Consider the following 26,243-nt stretch of genomic DNA (forward strand, 5'->3'; position numbering starts at 1 on the left):
ATAACTGATAACTGATAACTGATAACTGATAACTGATAACTGATAACTGATAACTGATAACTGATAACTGATAACTGATAACTGATAACTGATAACTGATAACTGATAACTGATAACTGATAACTGATAACTGATAGATTAAATTACCGTCCCGTCGGGAATAGTGGCATTTTTGAAAATAACCACGATGCCGCTGCGAACATAGAAACCTAAATCTTCGCGATTAGATTCTTCCACACGATCTTTGTTAACAATTAAAACATTGGAACCAATGCGAGCATTTTTGTCCACAATTGCCCGACGAATAGTGGAACCGGAACCGATACCCACGGGAACTTTGGCATTTCCGATCAGACTTTCCCGTTCGGGGAAAGACTCATAAAAGTCGGATCCCATCAGCATTGTATCCTCGATCGTGCAGTCTTTGCCGACTCGACTACGAATCCCTAAAATCGAGTGATGGATGCGACATTCTTTGAGAATACAACCTTCAGAAATCATCGATTCTGTCACCGTACAATTGAGCATTTTTGTCGGTGGCAGATAGCGAGAACGGGTATAGATGGGGGCTTTTTCGTCGTAGAAACTAAAGGCGGGATTTGGTTGTTGGGTCAAGGCGAGATTAGACTCATAAAAGGCTTCAATCGTCCCGATATCTTCCCAGTAACCCTTAAATAAATAAGCCTGAAGATTGTAATCTTTAGCCGCCGAGGGAATGATTTCCTTGCCGAAATCGGTCTGTTCTTTATTGGCATCGAGCAGATCGATTAAAACATTCTTTTTAAAGACATAAATTCCCATGGAAGCGATGTAGGGACTTTGACGGGCTTGGTCAGGACTTAAGCCTAAAATCGTCGTATCTACCCGCATTCTTTCCAATTCTGCCCCTTTGGGTTTCTCATAAAAATCGACAATGCGCCCCGAATCATTAATTTTCATCACCCCAAAAGCGGAGGCGCGACGTTCATCGATGGGAACCACCGATAAAGTGATATCGGCGTTGGTTTCCCGATGGCGTTCGATGAACTTACTGTAGTCCATGCGATAGAGATGATCTCCGGAGAGAATTAGATATTCATCGATATCCCAATCCTTCATCGTCCAGATATATTGTCGTACTGCGTCGGCCGTGCCTTGGAACCATTGAGGATTTTCCATGGTTTGTTGAGCGGCCAAAACTTCCACGAAACCATCGCTAAAACCCGTAAAATTATAGGTACGATTGAGGTGACGATTGAGAGAAGCGGAATTAAATTGCGTCAACACATAGATTTTGTCAATCTGGGAGTTAATACAATTGCTGACGGGAATATCGATTAAGCGATATTTTCCCGCTAGGGGGACGGCAGGTTTTGCCCGCAGTTTCGTTAACGGATAAAGGCGAGTTCCGGCCCCGCCACCCAAAATAATAGCTAATACTTTTTTCACGCGCGTAACCCTCGCGATTGGCTGTTTCCTTCTCAAAGTAAGTGTAGGATGATAGCGCACCTTATTGATAGAGGGGAAACAAAAATCTAGATCTAAAAGTCATCAAGAGGGAATTGATCGGAGTCTTTGGGGATAAATTGGCTAAAATCATGAATTTTTGGGCTAAATCATTAATATTCACCTTTTTTCTCCCTTTACCGTACCTAATGCCCCCTACGGTGACGGGCGATCGCTGTTCTTGGTTAGCCCAAGGTTCCGATGTACAGACTTTCGGCAAACAGGGCCAGAGCGGGAAAGCTGGCAAGGTCGGCAGCCAAGGCAAAAATAGTGACAGTTTAACCCTTTTTCTCGATGGTTCTCCCCTAAAACTCGATATTTCGGGACAAAAAGGGGTCGATGGTGAAAATGGCAGCAACGGCAGCGATGGCAACTGTAGCGGTCAACCTAGCAACGTCACCAGAAATCTCCAGGCGGCCGGTGGTGGTAACGGTGGCAATGGGGGTGATGGGGGTGATGGGGGCAATGGCGGCGCTTTAACCCTCTATGTCACTAATTTAGATTTTTTAAGACAAGTAACGGTCAATGCGGCCGGAGGCGCCGGGGGTTTTGGGGGTCAAGGAGGTCAGGGGGGCAAGGGTTGTCGCTGTTCCCAACCTTTCTGGACAATTCAAACCTGCAGCGGTAGGCCGGGTGATGCCAATTATAGCTGTACCACCAGAGAATTTAGCTGTCAGGATGGTCTGGATGGGGCGACGGGTAATAGTGGTCGTAACGGTCGCGGGGGACGTTTAGGACAGTTAACTTTAATTCAAATCGATCGCCCTTTAACTGCCGACCAACCGAGCGCAACTGTTCCCCTGTCGGAGTTAAAAGAACGGGGTTATATTCTCTCTAAAAATAGTTGGGAAACTCGCACTGGGGCAGTGTCTTTATTTTCCCCCGGTTCCCTGATCGATGATCAATATCGGATTTTATTAGATCGATCGGAACGTTCTTTTATTTTAATTTGGAATGCCCCCCAAGAGTTTAACCGGTTTGCTAATCAGCGTTTTACTTTAACCCTCGATGATCAAAAGGAAATGAAGGTAACTGTCCCCAGTGAACTCTGGATCGAGGGAACCACTCAAAAACGCAATAATGTTACGGAATTTGTCGTTTATAATGCTGTTTTTGAACGAGATGTCACCCAATTAGAAGCAAAAGGTATTACAGGAAATGGTACTGATTTAAGGCTTTTTCTCGAAGATAAAGCTTCCCAATCGAATTTAATCGGCACTAAATTTAAAGTGCGTTATCGCGTCACTCGTTGGCAAGCAGACGACCTGCAAACCAGTCCCAGAACTGATTTTGTCACTCGCTATGAAGGAGATATGCCCGCTAATTTGATCCGACAGGAGGGTAATCAATTTATTCTCGATATCGGTCAATTACCCTTACCTGTGGAATCTTTGCGATCGGGTACTGGGGTAGAAATCGAGTTACTTGCTACTCGTTCTTTTGCTGGTTATTCCAAAGAACAAAAAATCGTCATCCGCGACACGATTAAAGGGGCAAATATGCCACGGAGATAAGTCAAAAAAGTCCCCTTCTCCTTTCTCCGGTGCAGTGTTAACCAGTAATTTAGATAGTCAACTTAAGTAGCTGGTTATAATTAAATTAAAAATAGATTTTAGGTTCGATCCCCCCTTAGTACTAGGGTTGATTCATAGTAGGGTTGATTCATGAATCAACCCTACCCTTAGTCCCCCCTTGATAAGGGTGGTGTCTGATAATTTTTAACGCCTACCTACTTACCAAAAAGCTTTAAAATATGTTGAGAGGAAGACTGGTTATTCTCTGGGGTTCACCAGAGAATGTCCCGATCAGCGAAAAAATCAAGGGAAAGATGGGCAGTATTTTAAGTGTGGCGCCGATGATGGATTATACCGATCGCCATTTTCGCTATTTTTTGCGACAAATTAGCCGTCGTCCCCTTCTCTACACGGAAATGATCACGACGATGGCGATTAAACACGGCGATCGCTATAAGTTGCTGGGGTTCTCCCTAGCAGAAAAACCTCTAGCTTTGCAGTTAGGGGGTGATAATCCCTATCTTTTGGCAGAATGCGCTAAAATAGCCGAAGATATGGGTTATGACGAGGTAAATCTCAATGTGGGTTGTCCTAGTTCTCGGGTAAAAGAGGGCAATTTCGGCGCTTGTTTGATGGCTAACCCGGAATTAGTCGCTAGGGGAATATCGGCAATGAATCAAGCTGTATCGATTCCCGTGACTGTAAAACAGAGAATTGGCATTGATCATCAGGATAGTTACGAAAATATGGCGAATTTTGTCCGTATTGTCGCGGATGCGGGTTGTCAACGTTTTACCATCCATGCGCGTAAAGCTTGGTTACAGGGATTAAGTCCCAAGGAAAATCGCACCGTTCCCCCCCTACGTTACGATGATGTTTATCGCCTAAAAAATCAGTTTCCCCATTTGTTTATTGAAATTAATGGCGGTATCATTAATTTAGAACAGGCTAGACAACATTTACAATTAGTAGATGCAGTTATGATCGGTCGGGCAGCCTACGATAATCCCTATTTATTTGCCACAGTCGATCAAGATTTTTATGGGGAATCGGTTACTCCTCCTACCCGGGAAGAAGTAATCAAAAAAATGCTTCCCTACATCGATGAGTGGGTGAGTAAAGGTTATAAATTACACCAGATCAGCAAACATCTTTTACAGCTTTTTGCCGGTCAGCCCGGAACTAAGGCCTGGAAGCGTTATATTAGTGAAAATAGCCATTTTCCTGGGGCCGATTCTGGGGTAATCTGGCAAGCTTTACAGCAGGTAAATTCCCTAAATGATCTGGCTAATTCCCATTGATTTATTTTCCTCTCTATGATTACCCAATCCTCAATTACTGCCGGGGTAAAAAATTCAGCTATGGCGGATTTTGTTTATCAACCTCCCCGGGCAGCTATCACAGCTAAACGTATTTTAATTAAACCTAATTTAGGTTATCCTGTGCCACCACCGGTAACGGTTAGTCTGCCGGTATTAAGTCAAGTTTTGCGGGGATTGAGAGGGGTAAATCCTGGAGCAGAAATTATCTTGGTAGAGGGAGTATGTTCGGCTATTTCTTTGAGAGAAATTATCGATATTTTGGGAGTAAAATCTATTCTCTATCCTGGAATAACTATTCTTGATGCTGATAGTTTACCCCAGCAAGAATATCCGAATCTTTCCCCTTTTCCTGTCCGTTTTCCCTCGATGTTTGCCCCTAAAATTATCGAAGAAGTGGATTGTCGGATCACGATTGGAACCTTAAAACGCACCCATTTAAAGGATAAACCCCTGATTTCTGCTTCTTTAAAAAATCTCTATGGACTCTTTCCCCGTAGTCATTATAAAGCCCGTAGTCCCAACTCGCGGGGGCAATTACATCGCCCCTCCGTACCGCTAATTTTACAGGATGTTTATTTTTGTATCGGTCATCTTTTTGATGGGGCAGTGGTGGACGCTAATCTTAAATATTTTAGTAGTAATTGGCGACCGGATCGAGGAAAATCTATTCCTCTCGGTCAAGTGTTTTGGGGTGATGATATGATTAGCGTGGACCGCAGTGCTTGTCTGTTAGGTGATGAACCAATGCCAAGTTATTTAGATGCGATCAATTTGCTTCGTTCTCAACTTTTAAACGGAACCAATTAGGGTTAATAATTATCGGCTAAAATAGGCAAACACTTGTATTAAATAATATCCAGCTTATTATTTATACTGCAAAGCCGTCCGATCCTAGGCTGACATGACGGGATTTCATAGTCAGTAAAAGTATAGGAGAGTGGGGATCACCGGAGCGGGGGGGAACAATCCATAAGGGACTTGCGCTTTGATAATGTACCTTTTGGGCGAACGCAGTTCGCCCCTACATTGTGGACAAAATCCGTTACTGTAGGGGCGCAAAGCTTGCGCCCTCCAATCGATTGGGATATTATTCCCACGCAAGTCCCTAACTGGGTTTTTACGGAAGCGAGCGAGGTGCGTTTGGCATTCTCCAAGATTACCCCATTGTCGAGTGAACTGCTCTTTAGGTTGCCCAAAACCCCCCCTCGGTGAGCGGTTATGCGTCTATCCAGATGCTGCCGTCTTCGATGCGAAGGGGATAAACTGGTAAAGCTTGGGGTTGAGAAACTGCCGCCATCGCTTTGTTAACCACAGGGGGCCAGGTAATCCAATCTTTGACAGCACCGCTACAGAGATCAAACGAACTACGATGCCAGGGACAAACGATCGCGCCATCCTCGGTAATTTTGCCCTTCGTCATCGATAATTTTAAATGAGGACAAAGATTGCCGACGGCGTGGAATTGACCGTTATTGTTAATCAAGAGAATGGAATTTTCCCCCACTTTTACCACTTGACGGGCACCGGGGGCAAGGGAATCTACAGATAATACTTTTGTCCAACTCATATTTTTATTTAACTAAGGGAGAGATCAAGAATGGTTTCGGGGTAATTTTGGGCAATAATGTCCTGTTTAGCCCATTGTTGGTAATCTTGCAACAATTGACTCATTAAACGCTGTTTAATCCGCAATAAAACCCCTTTTAAGAGACTATTGCCAGTGATTTCTAACAAGGGACGCGGGGTTAACCATAATGGTGGTGGTAGGGCGACTTTCACCTCAAGATTGGCTTTTCCCGCTAGATAGGTTTGATTATTTTTTTCCACAGGAGCGAGTTTGCCTTTAACATTGAGGCTAAAGCGATCGTTGATATAATCAATACCTTTGATCTGACAGTCTTCTGATTGCAAAAATATCGTCCCCCCAGAGGTGGCCCAGACATTAAGAATAACCGTGGGCTGAAAATAGTACAAATCCAAAAAGTTTAGGGGACGCATTTTTAGGCGAAACCGATTCTCGGACAAGTGTTCTGTTAAGCTAGTCTCAACGATAGCCTGTACTAATCTTTGCGGTTGACGCAGATAATGCTGAATCGGGATGGTTTGTTCAGCAACAACAATTTCTAGGGATTCGGCAGCGGTAAAAGTTACTTCCATACGTTGGTTATCTTAAATTTGTCTCCCTTCTTAATTTTACTTTACAAAACTTATGCTTTTCGACGGTCCAGATGTAGAAATTTTACCGCTAAGAGGGGACACAAACCAGATTTTTGCCCAAAGTTGGGCTTTTTTCAGTGATCAGTGATCAGTGGGGGGTTTTAAGTCAACAGTGGGGGAGAAGGGAGAAGGGAGAAGGGAGAGAGAAGAAGGGAAGTTAAGGCCAAAAGACTAACAGGCTCTACAATGATGACAAGTGAGATCTCTAGGGACAGGAAAATGATTATAATGAGGCCGAGAGAGTCAATTAAAGTCTTAATTGCCGACGATCACGAGCTAACCTGTTTAGGACTCAAGATTTTAATTTCCCAGCAGCAGCATTGTCAGGTGGTGGGAATTGCAGTTAATGGTCAACAGGCGATCGACTTGGCGAAAAGTTGTCAACCAGATGTAATTATTTTAGATATAGGGATGCCTGTCTTAGATGGACACAGCGCCGCTATTCAAATCAAACAATTCGACCCTTATATTCGCATTATTGCCTATAGTTCCTTGCCAAAGCTTCCAATGGAAAAAAATAATCAAAGTACAGCTTTTGACCTATACTGCTCTAAAGATATATCTTCCCAAGCTCTGATCAAAGCGATCGATGACTTGGGAAAATTAGCACAATCGGACAAATCTCAATTCCGTCGAGTCGGATAGTTAACTAAGTTTTTCTTCAGGAAAAGTTGCTTGAAACTCATCGAGTAATTCATCCAACTCCTCAAGAGCTTGATTAACATCTAATCTCAGTCCGCCAATGTCGGGTTTATCGCGCAATTGCAGTAAATAATCGCGTTTATTAGCCATTTGTTTCACTTTATCGATCAAGCTGGTTTTATCCATAATTCACCCTCTGGTACTGACTGCGATTATATATCAGTCGGCCCCTATCAGTGGCTCTCCTGCAAAAATCAAAAATCTTCCCTTGGGTGAGGAGACAGTAAACTCCGAGACGGGAGGATAAAAAAAGACAAGAGACAGCTAACTGATAACTGAGGCTGCATCTCAATTTTGGATCAATATCTAGATGACATTTTGGGCGCACGCAGTGCGCCCCTACCATTGGCGCAATAATATATATTATTGTAGGGGCGAATTGCATTCGCCCTCTTTAAATGAGATGCACCTGATAACTGATCACTGATAACTGATTTTCCTATGTCCCCTCTCAATTCTCACCGCTCAGAAATAACTACCGTTGCCGATCCTATTTATCTAGAAATCTTTAAAAATCTCTATCAATTTATTGCCGAAGAAATGGGGATTACTCTCCAAAATACGGCAGCAAGTGTCAATATTAAAGAGCGCCTAGACTTCTCCTGTGCTATCTTTGATGAGATGGGAAATTTAATCGCTAATGCTCCTCATATTCCCGTCCATTTAGGCTCTATGGCCGATAGTGTTAAAAGCTTAATTCAGGATAAAGGGGAGACGATTCGTCCAGGGAATGTTTATCTGGCTAATAATCCTTATAATGGCGGTACTCACCTGCCAGATGTCACAGTAATTAGTCCTATTTTTGACCGTCAAAATCAGGAAATATTATTTTATCTTGCCTCCCGGGGACATCAAGCTGATATCGGTGGCATTACCCCCGGTTCTATGCCTCCCCATTCTGTCCATATTAGCGAAGAAGGAATTTTATTCGATAATTTTTTGCTGGTAGCGGCGGGACATTTTCGGGAAAAAGAATTAATTAATCACTTAACTAATAGTCCTTTTCCAGCACGCAATATCGCCCAAAATATTGCCGATTTTCAGGCACAAATAGCTGCTAATGCCAAGGGAGAAAGAGAATTACATAATATGGTTGATCGCTACGGATTAGCTATGGTTAAAGCCTATCAACAGTTTGTTCAAGATAATGCCGAATTAGCAGTTAGAAAAGCTATATCTGTCTTAAAAGATGGTGAATTTACCTATTATCTGGATAACGGTGCTGTCATCAAGGTCAGAATTAGCATAGATATTGATAATTGTCAAGCAACCATCGATTTTACTGGCACATCTGACCAGTTAAATAATAATTTTAATGCACCCCTAGCAGTGACAAGAGCGGCGGTTTTATACGTTTTTCGTACCCTTGTGGAGGAGGCAATCCCTTTAAATGCTGGCTGTTTCAAACCCCTCCATTTAATTATCCCATCTGGCTGTTTTCTTAATCCCGTTTATCCAGCTGCCGTAGTAGCGGGAAATGTGGAAACTTCCCAGGCAATAGTTAATGCTTTATACGGCGCTTTAGGCATTCAAGCAGCCAGTCAAGGAACGATGAATAATTTCACTTTTGGCAATCAAAAGTACCAATATTATGAGACTATTTGCGGCGGTTCTGGTGCAGGGGCAAATTTTGCGGGAACTGCTGCCGTACAAACCCAGATGACTAATTCCCGTCTCACTGATCCAGAAGTATTAGAAATGCGCTATCCTGTGTTAGTAGAAAGTTTTAGCATTCGCCAAGATAGTGGCGGTAAGGGACAATATTCTGGAGGTGATGGTGTAATTAGAAGGATTAAATTTCAAGAGGCTATGACTGCTAATATTCTGTCGGGTAATCGCCGGATTCCCCCCTTTGGACTAGCGGGAGGAAAAGCCGGTAAAATAGGACGTAATGCCGTGGAAAGAAACGATGAAACTATCGAAGAATTGCCCGGTACAGCGACTATAGAAATGAACCCTGGTGATATTTTTATTATTGAAACCCCCGGCGGTGGTGGCTATGGAAATTGCTGAACGATAACTTTAATTTTAATTAAGTACCTAAGTAAAATTAAGTAAGTGGTTATAATTAAATTAAAGACGGATTCCCCCTTAATCCCCCCTTAATAAGGGGGGTGTCTGACGATTTACTGATTAATTTATGACAATTATCTTAGCGATCGAAACCAGTTGCGATGAAACGGCTGTGGCTATTGTTAACAATAACCAGGTGTTGAGTAGTGTGGTTTCTTCTCAAATTGATCTCCATCGTCTCTATGGTGGTGTTGTGCCGGAAATGGCCTCCCGACAACACCTAGAAACCATTAATTTTTGTCTAGAAAAAGCTTGGCAAGAAACGGGTTTAACTTGGTCAGAAATTGATGGAATAGCCGCCACAGTTGCTCCCGGTTTAGTAGGTGCTTTAATGGTGGGAATGACAGCAGCCAAAACCCTCGCTATTATCCACGATAAACCCTTTATCGGCATTCATCATCTCGAAGGTCATATCTATGCTTCCTATCTCGCTGAATCTGATCTTAAACCCCCCTTTTTATCTCTTTTAGTCTCCGGGGGTCATACCAGTTTAATCCATGTGCAGGCCTGTGGTAAATATCAACAATTAGGAACCACTAGAGATGATGCAGCCGGAGAAGCTTTTGATAAAGTGGCACGATTATTAAACTTAAGTTATCCGGGTGGTCCGATAATCGATCGCATTGCTAAAGATGGTAATCCCCAAGCTTTTCCCTTACCTGAAGGTAAAATATCTTTACCAACCGGCGGTTTTCATGCCTACGATTCCAGTTTTAGTGGTTTAAAAACTGCTGTTTTGCGCTTAGTAGAGAAATTCGAGCCAGATAATTTACCCGTAGCTGATATAGCCGCTAGTTTTCAAGATACGGTAGCCAGAAGTTTAACCCGTCGGACAATCAATTGTGCCTTAGATTATGGCTTAAAAACTATTGCGATCGGGGGAGGAGTGGCTGCTAATAGTGCCTTAAGAAATCATCTGCAAACTGCCGCCAAAAATCATCATTTAACCGTCTATTTTCCGCCGCTTAAACTCTGTACCGATAACGCCGCTATGATTGCTCGCGCTGCCGTTGATCATTATGATCTTGGTCATTTTTCTGACCTTTCCCTAGGTGTTCGTTCCCGTTTACCTTTAAGCGAAGTTATGCAATTATATAATACGTCAGATTTTTAGCTATCAGCCGTCAGTATTCAGAATTGAGGAGATTGCTTTTATCTATTCTCCCCATCACCCCATCACCCCACTTCATAATTCATAATTCATAATTCATAATTTATAATGTTTGGCTTTTTAAATCTCAATAAACCCCCCGATTGGACTTCTCACGATTGCGTGGCCAAAGTCCGCAAAATTCTGAAGACAAAACGAGTCGGCCATGGCGGAACTTTAGATCCTATGGCTACGGGAGTTTTACCGATCGCCGTCGGGGCTGCCACCCGATTACTGCCCTATTTACCCGAAAATAAGGCTTATCGGGCAAAAATTCAGTTAGGACTCAGCACCGATACCGATGATATTACGGGAAAAGCGATCGCTACTTGTCCCTGTGGCGATTTAACTTTAGAGGCAGTTAAGCCTTATTTAGCGGAATTTATCGGTAATATCGCCCAGATTCCGCCGATGTATAGTGCTATTCACAAGGATGGTCGCCGTCTCTACGAATTGGCCCGCAAAGGGGAAATAATCGCAGTGGAGCCTCGTCAGGTCAAAATTGACCAAATTACGGTTTTAGGCTGGTTAGAGGGGGAATTTCCGCAAATAGAGGTAGATATTCACTGTGGATCGGGGACTTATATCCGTTCCCTGGCCAGAGATTTGGGCAAGGTGTTAGCTGTGGGTGGCACTTTAGCCAGTTTAACTCGCACGGAAAGCTGTGGTTTTCAATTAGCTGATAGTATTAATCTGGAAGCTTTAATGGCTAATTCCGAGGGTTTAATTTCGCCTCGCATTGCCTTGGCACATCTAGACTGGATTTCTTTGATGTCAGAAAGAGTTATCGATTGGTTTCACGGTAGAAAAATTAATCTCACCGATACAAATGTTATAATCGGTTCTCTGGTTGCTGTGGAGTCTTTAGAAGCTCAATTTCTCGGCATTGGTGAGATAGTTGTCGCAGAGGATGAATACTACCTACAGCCTAAAATAGTTATTCAGCAATAGGGGTAATATATGGGTAGATCTCAGTTTTATAGAAATGTCTATATTACATTTTGGGCGCAGGCAATTGGCGCAATAATATTATTGTAGGGGCGAATTGCATTCACCCTCCGGAAAGAGGCAACAGGAAAGGGAAAAATATGTATAATTGATTCTCTCTGGGTACTTAATAAACACTTTTTCTACATCTTAAGTATGCTTATCCAGATCAACTAAGCTTTTTTATCAACAGTATAAACCCACTGATTATGATTTTTTCTGGCCACGATTTTTTTAGAAGCGACCAAAGATTTTAGACAAAGATTGAGCATAGAAACGGGACGATTTAAGCGTTGGCTCAATTCTTGAACTGTGATTCCTTGGGGATAAAATTGCATAAGTTCAAAAATTTGTGCGCTAGTATTTAATCCTTTTGTCGGACTAATAATCTTGATAGCCAAGGCTAGTAATCGGGAGAAACGACAGGCCATTAGACCCTTGTTTGTCGCTGCTTTGTTCCGATCGATCTAGCCTTTTTTCGAGAAGTTATCGGGGTTTAAAATGCTAATAAAACCTTGACGGAAATAGAGATTAATTTGTTCCCATAATCTCTTGAATAGCAGATAAAAGGCGATCAATCTCCTCATCAGTGCCGATAGAAATCCGCACATAATTCTGAATGCGAGGATGTTTAAAGTATCGCACTAATATCTGACGCTCTTTCAGTTGATTATATAACTCACTGGCACTAATGTGGGGGGGAGAAGCGAGGATAAAATTAGCTTCCGAGTCAAAAACAATAAATCCCAACTCGCGCAGAGAAGTAATTAAACGGCTGCGGGTTTGACGGACTTTTTGCCAAACTTGCTCAAAATAATTATGGTGTTTTAAAGCTGCTGTGGCTAAAGTTTGAGCGATGCGATCTAAATTATAGGAATCACGCACCTTATCCATCTGTTCGATAATTGCCCCAGAAGCAAAACCGAAACCGACTCTTAACCCCGCTAAACTATAACTTTTCGACATGGTGCGACTAATGATGACATTATCGTAACGGGAGAGAAAATCGAGATGATTGTCATCACTAAAATCCACATAAGCTTCATCAATTAATACCAATCCCGACGCATTAGCACAGGTTGCTTCTAAATAGTCGCGCTCAAGATGTTTACCGAGGGGAGGATTAGGAGAAGCGAGAAAAATTAATTTCGCTTCCGGACAAATAATCGGTCCTGCTAATTCAAATTGATCATTAGTGGTAAATTCGATAATATTTGCCCCGTGTACCCGGGCAATTGTCTCGTAAAGGGAATAGGTTAAATCCAAAAAAGCAACGCTTTCACCGGGGTTAACAAAGGTACGCAGGGCGATATTGAGGATATCATCAGACCCATTACCCGCGATTATCTGATCAGCTGTTATGCCGTATAATTCCGCCGCCGTTTGCCGTAACTCTTTGGAGATAGGATCGGGATAGAGTCGGACTTTTTCTAACTGCTCTTGCAGGTGGGCAAAAATTTCCGCCGGTGGGGGATAGGGGTTCTCATTGGTGTTAAGTTTGGTAAATCCCGCAGTTTGGGGCTGTTCTCCCGGAGTGTAAGCGGGGGTTTGACGAACACAATCGCGTGTAGGTAGCATGAACTCTCTGGAGCGGCAATTTCTAGCAAGCTTTTTATTATAGCTGATTATCAGGGGTTGACATCTATTCAACCCCTACCAGTAAAACTAATTAGGGTTCTACCCAACGGCCATCGGCTTTAATTAAATTAATCAACTCGCTTACACCTTCACTTTCGGGGACGCGTTTAATTTCCTCGCGACCGCGATAAAGGGCAATATAACCGGCCTGTTTCCCCACATAACCATAGTCTGCGTCGGCCATTTCTCCCGGTCCATTGACAATACAACCCATAACGGCGATATCGAGTCCGGTGAGGTGTTGAGTCGCTGCCCGCACTTGCTGCAGAACATCTTCTAAATTAAAAAGAGTGCGACCACAGGAAGGACAGGCAACGTATTCGACCATGGTTTTCCGCAGTCCCAGGGCCTGGAGAATGCTGTAACAGACGGGAATTTCCTTTTCGGGAGCCTCCGTCAGAGAAACGCGAATCGTATCACCAATACCGTCCGCTAACAGAGTGGCAATCCCAGCAGTGGATTTAATTCGTCCGTATTCCCCATCTCCTGCCTCAGTAACACCCAAATGTAGGGGATAATCCATACCTAACTCGTCCATGCGCTTAACCATGAGACGATAGGCGGCCACCATCACCTGCACGCGGGAAGCTTTCAGGGAAACCACCAGATTGCGAAAATCGAGGGATTCGCAGATGCGGATAAATTCTAAAGCCGACTGTACCATTCCTTCGGGGGTGTCGCCGTAGGTAAAGAGCATTCTTTCGGCCAGAGAACCGTGGTTAACGCCGATTCGCATCGCTTTATCTTGATCTCGCAGGGAAATCACTAAAGGTTTCAGTGTTTCGGCTATTTTTTCGCCAATTTCATCAAATTCTGCTTGACTATACTCGCTGCGGTCGGCCTTCGGTTTCTCGAAAACGTACAAACCGGGGTTAATCCGCACTTTATCGACGTGCTTGGCCACTTCTAGGGCGATTTTCATACCGTTGTGATGCACATCGGCTACTAACGGTACGGGTTGATAGGTGGCCAGCAGTTTTTCCCTAATTTTAGCCAAGGCGGTGGCGTGGGCCAGACTCGGCACGGTGACGCGGACAATTTCACAGCCGATTTCATGGAGGCGACGGATGCCGGCCACGGAACCATCTATATCAAGGGTATCCTCGTTAATCATCGACTGCACGACCACGGGATGACCACCACCGATGGTAACGCTACCTACCCGGACGGGACGGGTTTTGCGTCGGTGAATCGTGGTGTCGAATTCGGATGCAGTTGCGGGAGGTTTGAGCGTCGATTCCAAGGTTTGCATAGGACTATCACCAACAATCACTCTCCCTATTCTCTCAAAGAACAGGAACGGATTCTAAGTAGGGAGGCACAATTATTTGTCGGATGGGTTAGGGGTAGCGTAACAGGAGCGGACGTTGGGTTTCATGCTTCAACCCAACCTACGTTCATCTCAAAGAACAGCAACGGATTCTAGCCACTCTAATAAAATTGGGTTAAAACGGTCGGGACATTCATCCTGTAAACAATGACCGGCCTGGGCAAATTCTATATATTTAATTCTAGGATTAAGGGAGACAAAACCCTGAGCTAACTGGACGGGAACCATCCGATCTTGTTTGCCCCAACACAATAAAATCGGGATTTCTAAGCGTGGTAAAATTAACTTGGCTGGTGGACAATATTCGGGATGATTAACAGCTTGTGCTAGGGAAATAAACGCCTCGGCTGCCCCCTCATCTAGGGTTGGGGCGGCGATAATTTGTACTAATTCCTCGCTGACTGCTTTCTTGTCTTCGTAGGCGATTCCTGTCCATTTTTTTAAGATTTGCGGACGACGCAGATAGTAAAATATCGGTTTTAATAGCCAAGGCGAAGTGAAAAAGTTTTCGATGGGAGTGACGATATTTAATAACCAATCAGCAATCATTTCCCTCCGACGGCTGACATCGGGTAAACTGAGCATAACTAATCCGGCTACCATTTCCGGGTATTTACCCGCTAATGCCATACTAACTAAAGAACCGATCGAATTTCCCACTAATACCACTGGTCTATTGATAAAAGTTTGCCAGAAATCGTGTATTTGTTCCACCCAGAGATTAACGGTATAGGGAACCTGCACTTTACGCGAACCACCGAAACCTAATAAATCTACCGCGTAAACTCGATGATTTTGGCTGAGGATAGGAATATTATGGCGCCAATGTTCGATCGCCGCTCCAAATCCGTGCAGTAAAATTAAAGGGGGATTATCGGCATCTTGGGGGGTTTTTGCTGGCATAAAACTATAACGAATTTGCCAACCGCGCCACACCCAATCCCGTTGATAACCGATACGTTCTGTCCAAGTTGGTGAAGTTGTCACTTAAGTCAAACAATTAAGAGGTTTTCAGGAAATATCACTCTAAGTAGGTAGGCGTTAAAAATTATCAGATGCCCCCCTTATTAAGGGGGGACTAAGGGGGGATCGGCACCCCCCTTATTAAGGGGGGACTAAGGGGGGATCGGCACCCCCCTTATCAAGGGGGGACTAAGGGGGGATCGAACCTAAAATCCATTTTTAATTTAATTATAACCAGCTACTTAGTTTTATTATACGGGTTTCCCCGTCCCTAACCCGCAGCCGAATAACATTTTTGTACTACTTTTTCCAAATATATTTAAACCTAGGGTTGATCTAGCCTATGCTAAAAAGAGGGGGATTAAAATCGCTCCTAGACTTTAATTGCAAATTTAGGATACTGCACAGATGGGCAATCTATTTGATGATGTTAGTCGCTTTCTTGAAACCCAACTGGAAGAATTTCTCAAAAGTCATCCCCAATTAGAATTACAGGCGCTGGTGGAACAACTGCGCGAACAGGAGCGCGATACTGCTAAACTGATTACCGCCCTAGAAAATGAGCGTCAACGTCTCGAACAGCAAATTTTGGCCACTGCCCAAGATATCCAAACTTGGCACGCTAGAATTGATAAGGCTAAGGCCGCTGGACGGCAGGACTTGGTTAAGGCTGCCAGTGAACGCGAGGCAGCCCTCTTCCGTCAGGGTAATCAACTTTGGGGACGGATGGAAGGGGTGAAAAAACGTCTGACTCAATCCCAAGAGTTACTGCAACAGGTCCAACAACGTCGTCAGGAAGTGCAAATTAAAGCCGAAAAAGCCCCTAAAAATCAGTCCCGTGACTGGGAAACCACTTTTTGGGCTCAACCCCAAGAATCGGACTATCAGCGCTCGAACTACGATAATCTCGATCTAAAATTTAAAGAATGGGAAATGGAAGAAGAATTGAAAAAATTAAAGCGAGAAATGGGACGATAATTACTGTTATTAGGGGAACTGGGGAACTGGGGAACTGGGGAAGTGGGGAAGTGGGGAAGTGGGGGAATTTCAACTAAAACCCTAAAACCCTAAAACCCCAACACCCCAACACCCCAACACCCCAACACCCTAAAACCCCAAAACCCAACACCTAAAAATTCCCCAGAATTGTTCCTCTTAGAAAACGATGGCATCTCAAGCACAAAATCCTGAAAATCAACCCTCCTCTACTCTCGAAGAAATCCGGGCTGCTCGTTTAGAAAAAGTGGCAGGACTGCAAAAAGCTGGCTTAAATCCCTACGCTTACCAGTGGAAATCTACCGCTCACGCTCAACAATTACAAGAGCAGTACGCTGACTTAGCACCGGGGGAAGAAATTAGCACAGAAGTAGCAATTGCTGGTCGGATTATTGCCCGAAGAATTATGGGTAAACTAGCCTTTTTTAACCTGCAAGATGAAACGGGGACGATTCAATTATACCTCGATAAAAAACGCATTAGTGAAACTATGGCCGCCGTGCCGAATGCCTTTAACACGGTAATTAAACTGACCGATACAGGTGATATTTTAGGGGCAAAAGGCACAATTAAACGCACAGAACGCGGCGAATTATCTATCTATGTTAACGAGTACGAAATTCTCACCAAATCCCTCTTACCTCTACCGGATAAATGGCACGGTTTAACCGATGTAGAAAAGCGTTATCGACAAAGATATGTGGATTTAATTGTTAATCCTGAAGTGCGACAAACTTTTCGCCGTCGCGCCCAAATTACTGCTGCTATTCGGAGATATTTAGACCAAGAAGGTTTTATTGAAATTGAAACTCCCGTGCTACAAAGTGAAGCGGGAGGAGCCGATGCTAGACCGTTTATCACCTATCATAATACGCTGGAGATGGAGTTATATCTCCGCATTGCCACCGAATTACATCTAAAAAGATTAATAGTGGGTGGTTTTGAAAAAGTCTTTGAGTTAGGCAGAATTTTTCGTAATGAAGGGGTTTCTACTAAACATAACCCCGAGTTTACTTCCATCGAAATCTATCAGGCCTACGCTGATTATTATGACATGATGGAGTTAACCGAAAACATTATTGTTAATGCTGCACAAGATGTTTTAGGTACGCTGAAAATCACCTATCAAGACAGGGAAATTGACCTAACTCCCCCTTGGCGACGAGTGACTATGCACGAATTAGTCCAAGAAATAACCGGGGTTGACTTGAATAGTTTTGAGGATTTCGAGTCGGCTCGTATTGCCGCAGAAAATGCCGGCATTGGCGTTCCAGAGGACTGTAAAACCATTGGTAAGCTCTTAAATGAAGCTTTTGAACAAAAAGTCGAAGAAACCCTAATACAGCCCACTTTTGTGCTAGATTTTCCCGTGGAAATTTCCCCTTTAGCTAAACCCCATCGCTCAAAAACTGACCTCGTGGAAAGATTTGAATTATATGTGGTTGGACGGGAATTAGCTAATAGTTTTTCTGAGTTAACCGATCCCATCGATCAACGGCAAAGATTGGAAGCACAGGCACTCAAAAAAGCGGCCGGCGATTTGGAAGCGCAGGGAGTTGATGAGGACTTTTTAACCGCTTTAGAATACGGAATGCCCCCCACGGGAGGCTTAGGAATTGGCATCGATCGCCTGATCATGTTATTAACCGATTCTGCCAGTATTCGCGATGTGATTGCTTTCCCCTTATTAAAAAGTCAAAGTACAGCGATTAAATCTTTTGACTACGATCAGGACAAAAAAATTCTGAAAGTGGAATTTAATCACGGTGGTATCTATCTTTATCATGATCTACCTTTGGCAGTATATAAAGATTTTCAGTCTGCACCATCGAAAGGACAGTTTTTTGTCGGACAGATTCGCGATAAATACAGTTTTGACAAGGAATTGTAAAAGTTAGGGACACTTCAGTTATCAGTTATCAGTTATCAGTTATCAGTTATCAGTTATCAGTTATCAGTCATAATTCATGATCCCTTTTTACCTTTTACTTCCTGCCAAGTGTTACCGACTCCCTGTAAAACCCCGCGAATTACTAAACCAATACCCCTACCGATAACTTGGATAAGAATATAGACTACTCCCTTACCCACCACCCGAAAAAAAGCGCGTAAACGAGGAGATAAAGAGTCTCTTAATTCTAAGGCGATCGAAGCTAACCAGGGTATGCCTGTTAAACTATTTAATTCTTCCTGTCGAGGGGAATAAATGGCTAGAGATTGGATTTCTCCCTCGCTATAGTGAAATAATTGATATTGACTTTCAAAGATATCTTTAGGTTCTTGCCAATATTGTTGCCGTCGGTATTTCCAAGATAATTCATTGCGGATTTTAGCTAATTTTCTGGCGATGAGAAATTCTGACTGGTAAAGTTTTTGTTTGATTCTTTCCGATTCCGAGAAGTTATTGAGAATAATTACCGTCACCGCATTGGCAATATTATGAATGAGATTTTGCAGGATAATTTCGGCTCTGGCAATAGTTTCAGGAGCATTAGCTCGGTATTCTACTCCGTCAATAGTTAAACTATTTTCGTACACTAAATAGGAAAATAAGTCAAGAGTAAAAGGAATTTTATTGAGGATTTCTGTTTGAATTGCCTCTCTTTCTTCCAGAATAATTTCGTTAAGTCTGCCTTTACTAATTTCCTCATAAACCGAGGCATTAATTTCTAAAAATTTACGGGTAACTTTCTCCCAGATATCGTAAATAATCAGATTTAAGCGACCAGTTAATTCCCCGCTACTAATCTGTAAATATCTCATTTCATCGACATTTTTACGAATTTCATCGAGAACTAAATACAATAATTCCCGTTGCCGATTATCCTGTAAAACATCAATTTCAAAACTGATCTTGGTTCTATTAATTAAAGGGGAGCGAATGACTGCTAAAGTGGACTCAAAAACCGCCGAAACACAGAGGGGACGCTCGCGGCTTAAAATTGGTAATTCTCGATCGATATTGTTAATTATTACCGGGGCTGTCACTGAAGCTGAATTGTAATAGCTACCTTCAAGGGGAATTAGTTTTCTGACTAGCCATAGGGCTGCTAAAAGTTCTCGTTTTCTCCCCTGCCAATAAAAGCGATCAAAGCCAGATAAAGACTGTTGATTAAGATGGAGATCAATTAAATGTAATTCACTTTCGATGCGATTTAATCCCGTTTTGCCAGCACTGATTAACCAATGGCTAGGAGCTAAACTTGCACGGGTAGCAATGGTGAGAGGAGAAGGGACAACATCATGGGATTCATCCCGGGAAATTTGCCCTAAAATAGTGATAAATTGCTCTAGGTTTGTGCCTTTGGGAATATAACCAGCGATGCCTAATTCTCTGGCGATTAGTTGCTGCCTGGAATCGAGAGGAAAGGTTAATAGAACAATTTTACTTTCGGGATAGCGAGAGTGGAGAATTTCACAGTAAGACCAATCAAAGAGAGGATCAATAATAATAATTTCGGGGGCCGGATTAAGAGTCAAAGCGAAAATTGTTTCTAAATCCCCTTCGGTGACGATACTAATATTTTCTATCTGCGACAAAGCCTGCACTAGACCCAAGCGGAAAATCGGGTCATTATCGATGATAATTAGGGTGAGAGGGCGATCGATCACAAGAGTTGCAGCCTGTCAACGGATACTATTCACAGGGTCAATTATACAGTGATCTAGCTCATTTGTTTTGTTTATAGCCATAGAAATCGATGCGATAATCGGTAATTTTTACCCCCGTCGATGCCTCAATCTGTTTAATTAATTCCGGGGGAAGTTGGATATGCACATCGATGATTTCTTGACTGTCCAGACAATTGATGTGACTGTGGGAATCGCTGATGTTGCCGTAGAGTCTGCCGTCCCAGCGTTCCACAGATTCGATAATGCCTTGACCCGATAGAGCCTCTAGGTTTTGGTACACTGAGGTATGACCGATGTTTTTTCCTTGCAGATTGAGACGATCATAAATTTCTCGCGCTGATAGGTGTTCCTGCGCTTGCCACAGCAATTCTAAAATATAGCGACGCTGACGACTAACCCGCATTCCTAAAGTTTGACACCTTTCGATCGCATCTTCTAAACACCGGATCGGTTTTTGTTTTACCTCCAAATTGTCCATAGTTGTATCCCTTGACCTCCGCCCTAATACATAGTCATTACCAGTTTAGCTTAGTCTTTCGATCGATGTCCACATTACGCCAGTTTTTAGCCCATCTTACGGCGGTTATCTCATACTAAATCCTGTTTAAAAAGTATAGGAAATTAGGGAGAAGGGAGAGGAGTTTGAGCATTTCTACTAAAATTCTCGACCTGCATAATTCTGGCTTTAAGTCAATAACCTTTACAAAACTTAAAAAATTGCAACATAAAAAAATGTCGCCACTAGGGGCTTTTTTTGGGCAAGAGAATCGATACAGTACCCTGATTGTCTTGGTTTTACGTTAATTTAAGGCTTAACAGTTAAACTAAGCCCACAGCATACCATGATCATACCAGATTAATAAATGTAGGCAACCCCGATTTACAGCCAAATTTTGGCAAATTCTGGGAAAATTAAAATCTTGTAACTTACTTTTTACATTTAACTAATCACCCAAAGTATTTAAATATTTTAATTGTTTATCTTAAATTGATAATTTTTACTTATTTTTTAAAGGCTGATTAACTAGGGTTGAGCAAAAAAGCTTGTAAGCTATGCCAAGACGAATTTTAACCACCTACCCTTAAATTAGCTCAATCTCCCCCACCCCCTTGCCCCCCCGATGTCGGGGGGGTTGGGGGGGTTGCCTCTTGCCTATCCTAACCAAGAAATTAATTTTGCACGACTACTTATGAATTATCAGCCATAGAAATCTTCGTCAAGAATTTGTTCTAAGGAAAAAGGGCAGTCTAGGGGATATGCTTCCTCTGGAGGAATCGCAATTCCCAAGTCAGCCAATTTACTTTCCTTGATGGCAATTTTGCGACCTTTAGGATAGGTTTTATCGATGGCGATTGCTAGATGAGATTTCAAAGAAGGGGTGTTTTCTAGTAAGGCGATAACTCGTTCCCTGTGTTCGACAATGGAGCTATACCAGCTAGATTTCATGCTTTCAGGGACAGATGATTGTACTTTTAATTTCAGTAAATGAGCCAGCAAAATCATTAAATTTCCTTCTAGGGCATTTTTATCTGATTTACCCAATTCTTTCAACTCCTCAACTAAATGAGATACATCTAATGCCTGAAAATCTCCTTGTTCTAACTGACCTATTGTTGTTATCAGCCATAATTGAAAATCTTGTTCATAGAGTTCTGATTTAGTTGTCATGATGGCTTCGATAATAGTTAATCTAGATTGGATCATACTCTATTTTGCAGATTTCGGATGTTTCTAGCGGTAAATGTTAAGTTTTATTACAGGATTTAACATCTGCGCCTATGCCCTATTCCCTTATCCTTAGGATAAGCGGTTAAAATACATCTTAGCTTAAGGACTAGAGAATGTTATGAGACTAGAAAAAGAAGATTTTGATTGGGCAGTACAACAAAACCTAATTACTGCCAGCCAATCTGAAAATTTATGGACGGCTTTTTTGTCCCGTTATCCCCAAGAAGATGAAGTTAATCGTCCTCGCTTTAATTTCGCTAATGTAGCCTATTATTTTGGGGCATTAATTGTTATCTCTGCTCTGGGGTGGTTTATGAACGAAGCTTGGGAGAGTTTCGGCGGTGCAGGCCTATTTTTTATCGCCCTGTTTTATGCAGTTTGTTTTATTTTCACGGGAAAAAATCTCTATTTTCAGCAAAATCTCAAAATCCCCGGCGGCCTTTTATTTACCATGGCAGTGGCAATGACTCCCTTAGCAATCTATGGTTTACAACGCTGGACAGGATACTGGCAAGCTGGCTATCCGGGCATCTATCGAGATTTCCATACATGGATTAAAGGCAGTTGGTTTTTAATGGAATTAGGCACGATTATCGCAGGATTAATAACTTTGCGATTTGTTAAATTTCCCTTTTTAACTGCACCGATCGCTTTTAGTCTGTGGTATATGTCAATGGACTTAACCTCTTTACTATTTGGAGAGAACGAATATACATGGAGACTGCGACTGTGGGTATCCTTTTGGTTTGGAATTGCCTGTTTGATAACTGCCTATTTAATTGATGTACGTCAGCGTCGCAGTCGGGGAGATTTTGCTTTTTGGCTATACCTATTCGGATTGATTATGTTTTGGTTTAGTCTATCTCTCCTCATCGAGGATAATGAAGCGCAACGATTTTTATACTGTCTAATTAACTTGGGATTGATGTTATTATCCATCCTGCTAAAAAGAAGATTATTTGTGGTTTTTGGAGGTATCGGAGTATTTGCCTATCTTTCCTATCTCTCCTATCGTATCTTTGCCGATTCAATTTTCTTTCCCTTTGCCCTAACCGTCCTAGGACTTGGTATTATCTATATGGGAGTTTTGTATCAGCGTCATTACCCCACCCTAGCTAGATTTATTGAAAGTTATATCCCTCTCGAATGGCGCAATTTATTACCCAAAGATAGATAATTAGGAAAAATGGGGATATGGGGAAATGGGGAGATTCAACTAAAAACCCCAAAACCCCAAAACCCGACACCATCTTTTTTACTTTTATGAAAATACTTATCGTTGACGATGAAAAAGAATTAACCGAACCCTTAGAACAAATTCTTGCTCAAGAAGGCTATGACGTTGATATTGCTGATAATGGTCGGACGGGGTTAGAATTGGCACGAGAGAATAATTATGACCTCTTAATTCTCGATTGGATGTTACCCCAGCAATCTGGATTACAAATCTGTCAATATTTACGGGATCAAGGGGACACCACTCCCGTTTTATTTCTAACCGCTAAGGATACCATAGACGATCGAGTGGCGGGATTAGATGCCGGCGCTGATGATTATTTAGTCAAACCCTTTCAACTGCGAGAATTATTAGCGAGAGTCCGCGCTTTATTGCGTCGTTCTCCCAATTTTGAAGCTAGTAACAGCAGTAAACTAAAATGTGCTGATTTAGAACTCGATAGCGAAAATCAAGTGGCCTATCGTCACGGTCGCACGATTAGTTTATCAGCAAAAGAAGTACAATTGTTAACTTTATTTATGACCCATCCCGGGCAACTTCTCACCCATGAACAAATTTATCAGCATCTCTGGTCAGAAGGAGAGCAACCTAATAGTAATGTGGTTCCTGCCCTGATGCGCTTGCTGCGTCGTAAAATCGAAGCGGCCGGAGAAACACCTCTAATTAATACTGTCTATGGGAAGGGCTACCGTTTCGGGGAAAATTAGGGAATACTGAAGGATAATGAGAATAAGTAGCTGGTTATAATTAAATTAAAAATGGATTTTAGGTTCGATCCCCCCTGCCCCCTTGATAAGGGGGGATTAAGGGGGGATACCCCCTTAATAAGGGGGCATCTGATAATTTTTAACGCCTACCTACTTAGCAACTGATTACTGATTACTGACATATGTTATCCTGCCTACGAATTGAAAATTTTACCCTCATCGATCGCTTAGAATTAACTTTCGGGAACGGATTAAATGTACTGACCGGTGAGACGGGGGCAGGAAAATCGATTATATTAGATGCGATCGATATTGTTCTCGGTGGTAAAGTCAATCATCGCGTCATCCGTCAGGGAAGCCAACAATCAACCCTAGAAGCGACTTTTTCTCTAACTCCAGAATTAATTGCTTGGCTAGAAAGTCAGGAAATTGACCCATTAGAAGATAATAGTCTGACCATCAGCAGGGAATTAGTGATTACTAATAATTCCTTGCGTTCTCGTTCTCGGATTAACGGAGTCGTCGCTAATCGCCAACAAATGGCGCAAATAAGAGATTTTTTGGTAGAAATCACCGCTCAAGGTCAAACAGTTCAGTTAATGGACGCTAATCGACAGAGGGAATTATTAGATCTCTACGGGGGTGAATCGCTGCTGCGGCAGCGGGAAAAAGTAGCCACAGCCTACGCTAACTGGCAAGAAAGCAAGAATAGTTTAAATAATAGGTTGCAATCGGAACAAAATCGCCTACAAAGATTAGATTTAATAGAATATCAACTAAAAGAACTAGAATCAGCTAATTTAACTGACGCTAACGAGTTGGAACAGTTGGAACAGGAAAGAAACCGACTCTCCCACGCTGTCGATTTGCAAAATTCCAGCTATCAAGTCTATCAACTCCTCTACCAAAACGATCGCGATCAACCCGCCGTCGCCGATTTGTTAGGAAAAGCTGACAATATCTTGACAAATATGATGGTTTATGATAGCAGTTTAGAGCCAATTTTAGAAATGGTGCGATCGGCATTAAATCAGGTGGTGGAAGCGGGACAGGAAATCAACGTTTATGGGGATAGTCTAGAGGCAGATCCGGAGAGATTGAACGAGATAGAAGAGAGAATTATCCAACTTAAGCGCATTTGTCGCAAATATGGCCCAAGTTTAGCCGAAGCGATCGATTATTATCAGAAATTACAGCAGGAATTAGCGGAGTTGACGGGAGAAGGACAATCGATTGAGGAATTAGAAAAAATTTGTCAGCAACAGGAAAAAATCTATCGAGAAACTAGCACCCAGTTGACCTTTTTGCGACAAGAAACCGCTAGTCAACTAGAAAAACAATTGGTACAGGAATTAAAACCTTTAGCCATGGAAAAGGTGATTTTTGTCTGTCGGATTGCTCCGGGTAATCCTAGCAGTCTGGGAGTCGATCAAGTGGGATTTTATTTTAGTCCCAATCCGGGGGAAAAAATCCAACCTTTATCCAGTACCGCTTCTGGAGGAGAAATGAGTCGTTTTCTTCTAGCTTTAAAGTCCTGTTTTTCCCAATCCCAATCAGCAGCGGCAACCCTAATTTTTGACGAAATCGATGCGGGAGTATCGGGAAAAGTTGCTCAAGCAATTGCCGATAAATTAGATCAATTAGGTCAACAATATCAGGTTTTATGCGTTACTCATCAACCCTTAGTGGCTGCTTTAGCTGATCACCATTTTCGCGTTTATAAACAAATGATTGCCGAAGATAATTCTACTAATCTCTCGGAAATTCGCACGGTTGTCCGGGTTACTTCTCTCGATAACCGTCAGACGAGAAGGGAAGAATTGGCACAATTAACGGGAGGAAATTCGGCAGCGGCTGCCATCGCTTTTGCCGAGTCTTTATTGGATAAAGCGGCTGCCAAAAAACAGCAGGATTTAACCTTGAAATTGACTGATTAACCAACGTCCTACCTGACTTTGATCCTTGCTGCGTGCCTGTTGTAAAGCTGACTCTAAAACCGCAAGTTTTAAATTAGGTAAAACCTTTGATATATCAATTCTTTTACTACCTCGATCAATTATTTCAAAAGCGAATATTTGGGGATAATCGACGTTAACACTCCAATATTCACTAACTCCTAATTCTTCATAGAGTAAGCGTTTATTACCTAAGTCATCATTGAGGGTAGATTTTGAGATTTCAATGACTAAATCTGGTGGGGGATACTGATTTAAATCAATAATCGAAGTACCGTAGGAAATTAGATTAGCTTTCTCTGCAAAATAATAAGATATATCCGGTTGAACTTCTCGATAACCAGACTTGCGAAAACTGCAATTATCTTTGGCACTAAAGGCCAGATTTTTTAGGGTAGCATAGAGACTAACAGCGAAGATCAAAATAGCATGATCGCTGGCATGATCGTTACCAATAGGAGTCATTTCTAATCGATAATAGCCATTGTAATAATAACTTTTTCCTTGATTTTCTGGGAAGTTTTTAATTGCTTTTAAGTATTCTTCCCAACTACCTTTAATCCATAAATCTGTCGAGATAGTAGTTTCTAGCTGTTGCATAATCT

Annotated in this window: 24 protein-coding genes; 12 read left to right on the plus strand and 12 right to left on the minus strand. The window is 42.4% G+C overall.

Features of this window, described 5'->3' with window-relative positions:
- Nucleotides 1-138: 138 nt before the first annotated feature.
- Nucleotides 139-1,428 (minus strand): glucose-1-phosphate adenylyltransferase, encoded by a 1,290-nt coding sequence (locus IM515_RS08090; protein ID WP_002789937.1) that lies wholly within the window; start codon nt 1,426-1,428, stop codon nt 139-141.
- Between the two features lie 206 nt (nt 1,429-1,634).
- Between IM515_RS08090 and IM515_RS08095 the strand changes: the two genes are divergently transcribed.
- The 3 genes from IM515_RS08095 to IM515_RS08105 all read left to right on the plus strand — a co-directional run bounded on the left by IM515_RS08095 (nt 1,635) and on the right by IM515_RS08105 (nt 5,128).
- Nucleotides 1,635-2,999, plus strand: a complete 1,365-nt coding sequence (locus IM515_RS08095; protein WP_287630061.1) for a collagen-like protein — start codon at nt 1,635-1,637, stop codon at nt 2,997-2,999.
- Nucleotides 3,000-3,313: 314 nt separating this feature from the next.
- Nucleotides 3,314-4,300, plus strand: a complete 987-nt coding sequence (gene dusA, locus IM515_RS08100) for a tRNA dihydrouridine(20/20a) synthase DusA (protein WP_287630062.1) — start codon at nt 3,314-3,316, stop codon at nt 4,298-4,300.
- Nucleotides 4,301-4,315: 15 nt separating this feature from the next.
- Nucleotides 4,316-5,128: a DUF362 domain-containing protein gene (locus tag IM515_RS08105; RefSeq protein WP_287630017.1), complete on the plus strand. Its 813-nt coding sequence runs from the start codon at nt 4,316-4,318 to the stop codon at nt 5,126-5,128.
- A 409-nt stretch (nt 5,129-5,537) separates the two neighbouring features.
- Here IM515_RS08105 and IM515_RS08110 read toward each other — a convergent pair whose 3' ends face one another.
- On the minus strand, nt 5,538-5,888 hold the full coding sequence (locus IM515_RS08110; RefSeq protein ID WP_002789933.1) for a Rieske (2Fe-2S) protein: 351 nt from the start codon (nt 5,886-5,888) through the stop codon (nt 5,538-5,540).
- A gap of 8 nt (nt 5,889-5,896) precedes the next feature.
- A complete protein-coding gene (locus IM515_RS08115; RefSeq protein WP_149977709.1) occupies nt 5,897-6,478 on the minus strand; it encodes a DUF1997 domain-containing protein in 582 nt (193 codons plus the stop codon).
- A 246-nt stretch (nt 6,479-6,724) separates the two neighbouring features.
- Between IM515_RS08115 and IM515_RS08120 the strand changes: the two genes are divergently transcribed.
- Nucleotides 6,725-7,183 (plus strand): response regulator, encoded by a 459-nt coding sequence (locus IM515_RS08120; RefSeq protein WP_287630019.1) that lies wholly within the window; start codon nt 6,725-6,727, stop codon nt 7,181-7,183.
- Here the strand turns inward: IM515_RS08120 and IM515_RS08125 are convergent, their stop codons facing one another.
- Entirely contained in the window at nt 7,184-7,366 is a 183-nt protein-coding gene (locus tag IM515_RS08125; RefSeq protein ID WP_002734024.1) for a hypothetical protein, read from the minus strand.
- Between the two features lie 315 nt (nt 7,367-7,681).
- On the opposite strand from IM515_RS08125, the gene IM515_RS08130 reads away from it, so the two are divergent.
- From IM515_RS08130 to truB, 3 genes are all read left to right on the plus strand, one after another.
- The gene (locus IM515_RS08130; protein ID WP_287630020.1) at nt 7,682-9,253 is read left to right on the plus strand and encodes a hydantoinase B/oxoprolinase family protein; all 1,572 of its coding nucleotides are present in this window, start codon (nt 7,682-7,684) and stop codon (nt 9,251-9,253) included.
- A gap of 127 nt (nt 9,254-9,380) precedes the next feature.
- Nucleotides 9,381-10,427 (plus strand): tRNA (adenosine(37)-N6)-threonylcarbamoyltransferase complex transferase subunit TsaD, encoded by a 1,047-nt coding sequence (gene tsaD, locus IM515_RS08135; protein ID WP_287630021.1) that lies wholly within the window; start codon nt 9,381-9,383, stop codon nt 10,425-10,427.
- A 105-nt stretch (nt 10,428-10,532) separates the two neighbouring features.
- Nucleotides 10,533-11,414, plus strand: a complete 882-nt coding sequence (gene truB / locus IM515_RS08140; protein WP_287630022.1) for a tRNA pseudouridine(55) synthase TruB — start codon at nt 10,533-10,535, stop codon at nt 11,412-11,414.
- Nucleotides 11,415-11,623: 209 nt separating this feature from the next.
- Here the strand turns inward: truB and IM515_RS08145 are convergent, their stop codons facing one another.
- The 4 genes from IM515_RS08145 to IM515_RS08160 all read right to left on the minus strand — a co-directional run bounded on the left by IM515_RS08145 (nt 11,624) and on the right by IM515_RS08160 (nt 15,405).
- Entirely contained in the window at nt 11,624-11,881 is a 258-nt protein-coding gene (locus IM515_RS08145; protein ID WP_002768810.1) for a hypothetical protein, read from the minus strand.
- Nucleotides 11,882-11,981: 100 nt separating this feature from the next.
- Nucleotides 11,982-13,028, minus strand: coding sequence for a histidinol-phosphate transaminase (gene hisC / locus IM515_RS08150; RefSeq protein WP_002768812.1), 1,047 nt, complete (start codon nt 13,026-13,028; stop codon nt 11,982-11,984).
- Nucleotides 13,029-13,119: 91 nt separating this feature from the next.
- The gene (gene ispG / locus IM515_RS08155) at nt 13,120-14,340 is read right to left on the minus strand and encodes a (E)-4-hydroxy-3-methylbut-2-enyl-diphosphate synthase (protein WP_002768813.1); all 1,221 of its coding nucleotides are present in this window, start codon (nt 14,338-14,340) and stop codon (nt 13,120-13,122) included.
- Nucleotides 14,341-14,490: 150 nt separating this feature from the next.
- Nucleotides 14,491-15,405, minus strand: a complete 915-nt coding sequence (locus IM515_RS08160; RefSeq protein ID WP_287630024.1) for an alpha/beta fold hydrolase — start codon at nt 15,403-15,405, stop codon at nt 14,491-14,493.
- A 384-nt stretch (nt 15,406-15,789) separates the two neighbouring features.
- Between IM515_RS08160 and IM515_RS08165 the strand changes: the two genes are divergently transcribed.
- The gene (locus IM515_RS08165) at nt 15,790-16,359 is read left to right on the plus strand and encodes a TIGR04376 family protein (RefSeq protein ID WP_287630025.1); all 570 of its coding nucleotides are present in this window, start codon (nt 15,790-15,792) and stop codon (nt 16,357-16,359) included.
- A gap of 187 nt (nt 16,360-16,546) precedes the next feature.
- Nucleotides 16,547-18,268: a lysine--tRNA ligase gene (gene lysS, locus IM515_RS08170; RefSeq protein WP_287630026.1), complete on the plus strand. Its 1,722-nt coding sequence runs from the start codon at nt 16,547-16,549 to the stop codon at nt 18,266-18,268.
- A gap of 74 nt (nt 18,269-18,342) precedes the next feature.
- Here the strand turns inward: lysS and IM515_RS08175 are convergent, their stop codons facing one another.
- The 3 genes from IM515_RS08175 to IM515_RS08185 all read right to left on the minus strand — a co-directional run bounded on the left by IM515_RS08175 (nt 18,343) and on the right by IM515_RS08185 (nt 21,679).
- Complete coding sequence (locus IM515_RS08175; protein WP_287630027.1) at nt 18,343-19,989, minus strand: DUF3685 domain-containing protein; 1,647 nt, start codon at nt 19,987-19,989, stop codon at nt 18,343-18,345.
- A 58-nt stretch (nt 19,990-20,047) separates the two neighbouring features.
- Entirely contained in the window at nt 20,048-20,488 is a 441-nt protein-coding gene (locus IM515_RS08180; RefSeq protein WP_002731825.1) for a Fur family transcriptional regulator, read from the minus strand.
- Between the two features lie 720 nt (nt 20,489-21,208).
- Complete coding sequence (locus IM515_RS08185) at nt 21,209-21,679, minus strand: DUF29 domain-containing protein (RefSeq protein ID WP_287630063.1); 471 nt, start codon at nt 21,677-21,679, stop codon at nt 21,209-21,211.
- A 178-nt stretch (nt 21,680-21,857) separates the two neighbouring features.
- Here IM515_RS08185 and IM515_RS08190 point away from each other — a divergent pair, with 178 nt between their 5' ends.
- The 3 genes from IM515_RS08190 to recN all read left to right on the plus strand — a co-directional run bounded on the left by IM515_RS08190 (nt 21,858) and on the right by recN (nt 25,620).
- Nucleotides 21,858-22,916, plus strand: a complete 1,059-nt coding sequence (locus tag IM515_RS08190) for a DUF2157 domain-containing protein (protein WP_287630028.1) — start codon at nt 21,858-21,860, stop codon at nt 22,914-22,916.
- Nucleotides 22,917-23,002: 86 nt separating this feature from the next.
- Entirely contained in the window at nt 23,003-23,683 is a 681-nt protein-coding gene (rppA, locus tag IM515_RS08195; protein ID WP_287630029.1) for a two-component system response regulator RppA, read from the plus strand.
- 182 nt (nt 23,684-23,865) lie between these two features.
- Entirely contained in the window at nt 23,866-25,620 is a 1,755-nt protein-coding gene (recN, locus tag IM515_RS08200) for a DNA repair protein RecN (RefSeq protein WP_287630031.1), read from the plus strand.
- Here the strand turns inward: recN and IM515_RS08205 are convergent.
- Nucleotides 25,597-26,238: a Uma2 family endonuclease gene (locus IM515_RS08205; protein ID WP_287630033.1), complete on the minus strand. Its 642-nt coding sequence runs from the start codon at nt 26,236-26,238 to the stop codon at nt 25,597-25,599. The genes recN and IM515_RS08205 overlap by 24 nt on opposite strands.
- Between the last annotated feature and the right edge of the window lie 5 nt (nt 26,239-26,243).

The organism is Microcystis sp. M44BS1 (assembly GCF_020244875.1).
Lineage (GTDB): Bacteria > Cyanobacteriota > Cyanobacteriia > Cyanobacteriales > Microcystaceae > Microcystis > Microcystis panniformis.